Origin of the sequence: Micrococcus sp. ACRRV (assembly GCF_022346985.1) — a bacterium.
GTDB lineage: Bacteria > Actinomycetota > Actinomycetes > Actinomycetales > Micrococcaceae > Micrococcus > Micrococcus porci.
The window spans coordinates 1-4,998 of sequence record NZ_JAKRNH010000140.1 but is presented as its reverse complement, the minus strand read 5'-3'; the positions used below and the strand labels follow the sequence as shown (position 1 = coordinate 4,998).

Annotated in this window: 4 protein-coding genes; all 4 read left to right on the top strand. The window is 73.3% G+C overall.

Features of this window, described 5'->3' with window-relative positions:
- The first annotated feature begins 340 nt into the window (after nucleotides 1-340).
- The 4 genes from MHY29_RS11185 (at nucleotide 341) to MHY29_RS11170 (ending at nucleotide 4,960) form a co-directional block, all read left to right on the top strand.
- Nucleotides 341-2,545 (top strand): TPM domain-containing protein, encoded by a 2,205-nt coding sequence (locus MHY29_RS11185; RefSeq protein WP_224354570.1) that lies wholly within the window; start codon nucleotides 341-343, stop codon nucleotides 2,543-2,545.
- 113 nt (nucleotides 2,546-2,658) lie between these two features.
- A complete protein-coding gene (locus MHY29_RS11180) occupies nucleotides 2,659-3,465 on the top strand; it encodes a PspA/IM30 family protein (protein WP_239241269.1) in 807 nt (268 codons plus the stop codon).
- Nucleotides 3,466-3,700: 235 nt separating this feature from the next.
- The gene (locus tag MHY29_RS11175) at nucleotides 3,701-3,994 is read left to right on the top strand and encodes a hypothetical protein (protein ID WP_239241267.1); all 294 of its coding nucleotides are present in this window, start codon (nucleotides 3,701-3,703) and stop codon (nucleotides 3,992-3,994) included.
- 339 nt (nucleotides 3,995-4,333) lie between these two features.
- Entirely contained in the window at nucleotides 4,334-4,960 is a 627-nt protein-coding gene (locus tag MHY29_RS11170; RefSeq protein WP_239241265.1) for a hypothetical protein, read from the top strand.
- Nucleotides 4,961-4,998: the final 38 nt, after the last annotated feature.

The window sequence follows — 4,998 nt, the reverse complement described above, 5'->3', positions numbered from 1 at the left end:
CTTCGGGGGTGACGGTGTCCGGGGCGGGATGCTCCACGGTGGCCTCGCTTCTGGTCTGTGCCGGCTTCTGGTCCGCGCCGCCGTCCGTGCAGTCCGGCCGGTGCGCTGCGCGCCCCATGGTGGCCCCCCACTCTGGACGATCCCTGGACGTTCGCCCCAGACTTCCCCGCGGTGCTGAGAGCCCGCGTCCCCTGTCCGCCGAGGGCTGGAGGCACGCGGTCGGCTGCCGGGGAGCGGCCCTATGCCCCCGCGCGGCGCCACCCTAGAATCAGGGCCACCAGACCCGCGGCGGGCCGGCGCCCCCGGCCTCCGCACCCCGTCCCCGGAAAGGGAGCTCCCCATGGCCGAGTCCGTCGTCCGTCCGTCCGCCCCGCGGCTCAGCCGCGCCGCCGTCCTCGGCGGACTGGGGGCGATCACGACGACGGCGCTCCTCGCCCCCGGCGCGCATGCCGCCGTGGACGTCCCCCCTGGCACGTTCGTGGTGGACCAGGCCGAGGTCCTCTCCTCCGCGCAGGAGAGCGAGCTGACGCAGGACATCACGCAGCTGCAGTCCAAGGCGGGGCAGAACCTCTACGTCGTGTACGTGGACAAGTTCGACTCCACGCCGCAGGCGACCATCGACTCCGTGGTGCAGCAGCGCGGCCTCGGGAACAGCGACTCCGTGCTCGCCATCGCCGTGGAGAACCGCAACTACGGGTTCGACACGGGCATGTCCTCCACCATGCAGTCGGACATCCGCTCCGCGTACATCCTCCCGGCCCTGCGGAAGGCCGCCGCGGGCGGGGACTGGGAGGCGCCGGCCGTCGCCGCCGTGCAGGGCCTCGACGACGCCGCCAACGGCACCCTCGACGGCCGGGGCCGCTCCGGGGAGACCTACCAGCCGGACGGGACGCTCCCCCAGGCCGCGGAGCAGGACTCCTCCGCCCAGACCTCCACGTCCGACTCCGGCAACGGCGCCTCCGGGGCCCTGGTGGGCGCCGGCGCGCTGGCCGCCGTCGCCGGCGGCGCGTACGTGGTGTCCCGCCGGCGCAGGAAGTCGGACGGCGGGGCCGAGCCCGGCGCCGTCGCCACCGGCCCGCAGGCGTCGCGCGACCCGCTGGACGAGCTGTCCGTGGACGAGCTCCGGAAGCGCGCCGGCGCCACGCTCGTGGCCGCCGACGACGCGATCCGCTCCTCGGAGCAGGAGGTCGGCTTCGCGATGGCCTCCTACGGCGAGGGCGCGGTGGGCACGTTCCGCCAGGACATCGAGAAGGCCAAGGAGCACATGCGCGCCTCCTTCCAGCTGCAGCACCAGCTGGACGACGAGATCCCGGACACCGAGGCGGACCAGCGCTCCTGGCTCAAGGAGATCATCGCCCGCTCCGAGCAGGTGGGCGCCACCCTCGCGGCGCACAAGAAGGAGTTCGACTCCCTGCGCGACCTCGAGAACTCCGTCCCGGAGGCCATCTCCGCCCTCGAGTCCCGCGTCCCCCAGGCGGAGGGCGCCGTGCAGGCCGCGGAGCGCGAGCTGGTGGACCTCCACGGCCGCTACGCCGAGTCCGCGCTCACCGAGGTCAACGACAACGCGACGCAGGCCCGCGAGCGCCTGGAGTTCGTCAAGACGGCCGAGGCGAAGGCGAGGGCCTCCCTGGAGGCCGGCGACCGCTCCACGGCCGCGGTGGCCGTGCGGGCCGCGGAGGAGTCCCTCTCCCAGGTGGGCACGCTCACCGAGGCCGTCTCCAAGGCCGGGGCCGCGCTGTCCACCCACGTGGCGAACCTGCAGATGGGCATCTCCCAGTCGGAGCAGGACCTCGCCGAGGCCCAGGCGCTCCTCTCCGCGGGCCGCAACCCGGAGCTGGCCGGCCCCGTGGGCGGCATGCAGCAGACGCTGGCCGCGGTCCGTGCGGAGCTGCAGTCCGGCCGCCCGGACCCCCTGGCGCTGCTGCAGCGCCTCGAGAGCGCCCACCGGCAGCTGAACACCCCGCTGTCCGGCGTCCGTGACGCCCGCGAGCAGGCGCGGCAGGCCGAGCAGATGCTCTCCGCGGCCATCTCCCAGGCCCAGGCCCAGATCGACGGCACAGCCGACTTCATTGGCGCCCGCCGCGGCGCCGTGGGCTCGGAGGCCCGCACGCGCCTGGCGGAGGCGGACCGCTCCCTGCAGACGGCCATGTCCCTGCGCTCCACCGACCCGGTGGCGGCCCTCGACCATGCCCAGCGCGCCTCCCAGCTCGCCGACCGCGCCTCGGAGCGCGCCCAGCAGGACGTCGCCGACTTCGGCTACGGCGGCATGGGCGGCTACGGGGGTCTGGGCGGCGGCTACGCCGGCGCCGGGTACCGGGGCGGCTACGGCATGCCCCGCTCGGGCGCGGGCGGCGGCTTCGCCGGCGGCCTGGGCGGCGCCCTGCTCGGCGGCATCCTCATGAACTCGATGTTCGGCGGCCACCACCACGACTCCGGCTTCGGCGGCGGCGACTGGGGCGGCGGCGGCTTCGGCGGGTTCGGCGGCGGCGGCCTGGACGGCGGCGACTTCGGCGGCTTCGGCGACGCCGACTTCGGCGGGTTCTGAGCCGGCCGCGCACGACCCGACACACAGACCCCCGGCGCCGGACGCGCCGGGAGCACGACTTGCAGGTCCCACGGCCTGCGGGAGATCCACCAGCACGACGAAAGGCAGACATCATGGTCAAGCAGTCCATCCTCGGCCGCATCACCACGCTCGCCAAGGCCAACATCAACGCGATGCTGGACAAGGCGGAGGACCCGCAGAAGATGCTGGACCAGATGGTCCGGGACTACACCAACAACATCGCGGAGGCTGAGGCGGCCGTCGCCCAGACCATCGGCAACCTGCGCATGATGGAGGACGACTACCGCGAGGACCAGGAGGCCGCCCGCAGCTGGGGCCAGAAGGCCCTCGCCGCCTCCCAGAAGGCGGACGAGTTCCGCACCAAGGGCGAGGCCGCCAACGCGGACAAGTTCGACAACCTCGCCAAGGTCGCCATCGAGCGCCAGATGGACGCGGAGCGCCAGACGAAGACCGCCGAGCCCACCATCACCTCCCAGCGCGAGATCGTCGACCGCCTCAAGACCGGCCTGGACCAGATGAAGGTCAAGCGCCAGCAGTTGGTCTCCAAGCGCGACGAGCTCACCGCCCGCTCCCGCACCGCCGAGGCCCAGACCAAGGTCAACGAGGCCGTGAAGTCCATCGACATCATGGACCCGACCTCCGAGATCTCCCGCTACGAGGAGAAGGTGCGCCGCGAGGAGGCCCGCGTGCGCGGCCAGCAGGAGCTCGCCGCGTCCTCCCTGGACGCCCAGTTCGAGTCCCTCGAGGACCTCGGCGAGCAGACCGAGGTGGAGGCCCGCCTCGCCGCCCTGAAGTCCGGCTCCGCCCCCTCGGCCCTGACCGCCGGCTCGGAGGAGCTCACCCTGGACTACTCCGGCGCTGAGACCGGCACGCAGACCGGCACCGCCGAGCGCGCCTGAGCCGCCCCGCCGACGACGGCGCCGTCCCTCCCGAGAGGAGGGGCGGCGCCATCGTCGTGCCTGGTGGGGGTCGAGTGGACGGGTGCCCGGTTCTGTGTCCCCCGTCCGTCCCTGCTACCCCCGTCGGTCCCCCGCCTTGGTCGGAGGACGGCCGTCCCGCCCGCACCCGCGGCGTCCCCGCCTCACGACTCGCACTCCTGGAGAACCCATAGATGGACAGTTCACGGCGTGGTCCGTGCTGGTGGACGCCGGCCTGATCGGCGCGCTGCTGGCGATCGGCACGCTCGCCCGCGCGGTGTTCACGCCACTGCAGACCCTCATGATCCCGGCGTCCGTGATCGCCGGCATCCTCGGCCTGGCCCTGGGGCCGAACGGCGCCGGCTGGCTGCCGTTCAGCGACCAGGTCGGCACCTACGGCTCGATCCTCATCGTCATCGTCTTCGTCTTCGTCTGCCTGGCCCTGACCGATGACTTCGACGTCCGGAAGATCGGCCGCCCGTCGGCTCGTTCGCGGCCTACGGCGTGCTGATCTACGCCTCCCAGGTCGCCATCGGCGCCCTCGCGGCCCTGCTGATCCTGCTGATCCTGCGGCCGCTGTTCCACACACCGGACTCCTTCGGCCTGCTGCTGTTCGCCGGCTGGGCCGGTGGCTTCGGCTCCGCCGCCGCCGTGGGCGACGCCTACGCGGCCAACGCCCGCGAGTACGCCGGCCTGGCCTCCATCCCCGAGGACCTGCGCACGGGCGTGCTCGGCCAGGTCGCCGAGCGCCCCGTGATCGGCCGCCACACCTCCTCCGCCGCCTCCGTGGAGTCCCTGGCCCTCCAGGTGGGCATCGTCGCCATGTTCGGCGCCGCCGCCTACGGCCTGGTTGACCTGGTTCCAGGGCGTGTGGCCCTCCATCGTGGGCCCGGAGGGCTCCAAGCTGATGATCCCCGCCTTCGCGGTGGCGTTCGTGCTGGGCATCATCGGCCGTCTGCTGTTCCAGGTCACGGAGACCGCCACGTTCCTGGACTCGGCGTCCCTGAACTCCGTCTCCGGCACCGCCACCGACATCCTGATCGTCTGCGGCATCGCCTCGATCGCCCCGAAGGTGATCCTGGACTACTGGCAGCCGCTGCTGATCCTGTTCGTCGTGGGCCTCGCGCTCGCCGTCCTCCTCGGCCTGGTCGTGGCCCCGCACGTCATGACCGAGTCCTGGTTCGAGAAGCAGATGTTCACCTGGGGCTGGGCCACCGGCGCCGTCGCCACCGGCGTGGCCATGCTGCGCATCGTGGACCCGAAGCTGAAGTCCGGCACCATGGACCAGTTCGGCGTGGCCTACATCCCGGTGGTGCCCGTCGAGATCGCGGCCGTGTCCTTCGTGCCGCTGCTGATCATCGCCGGCCTCTCGTGGGCCGTGGAGGGCATCTGGGACGCCATCGCGGTGGCGGCCATCATCGCCGCCGTGTTCCTGGTCCGCTCGGACCCGGCCCGGAAGGCGGCCGTCCCCGCCTGAGCGGCCCCCGCCGCCCCGGCACGACGCCGGGCCCGTCC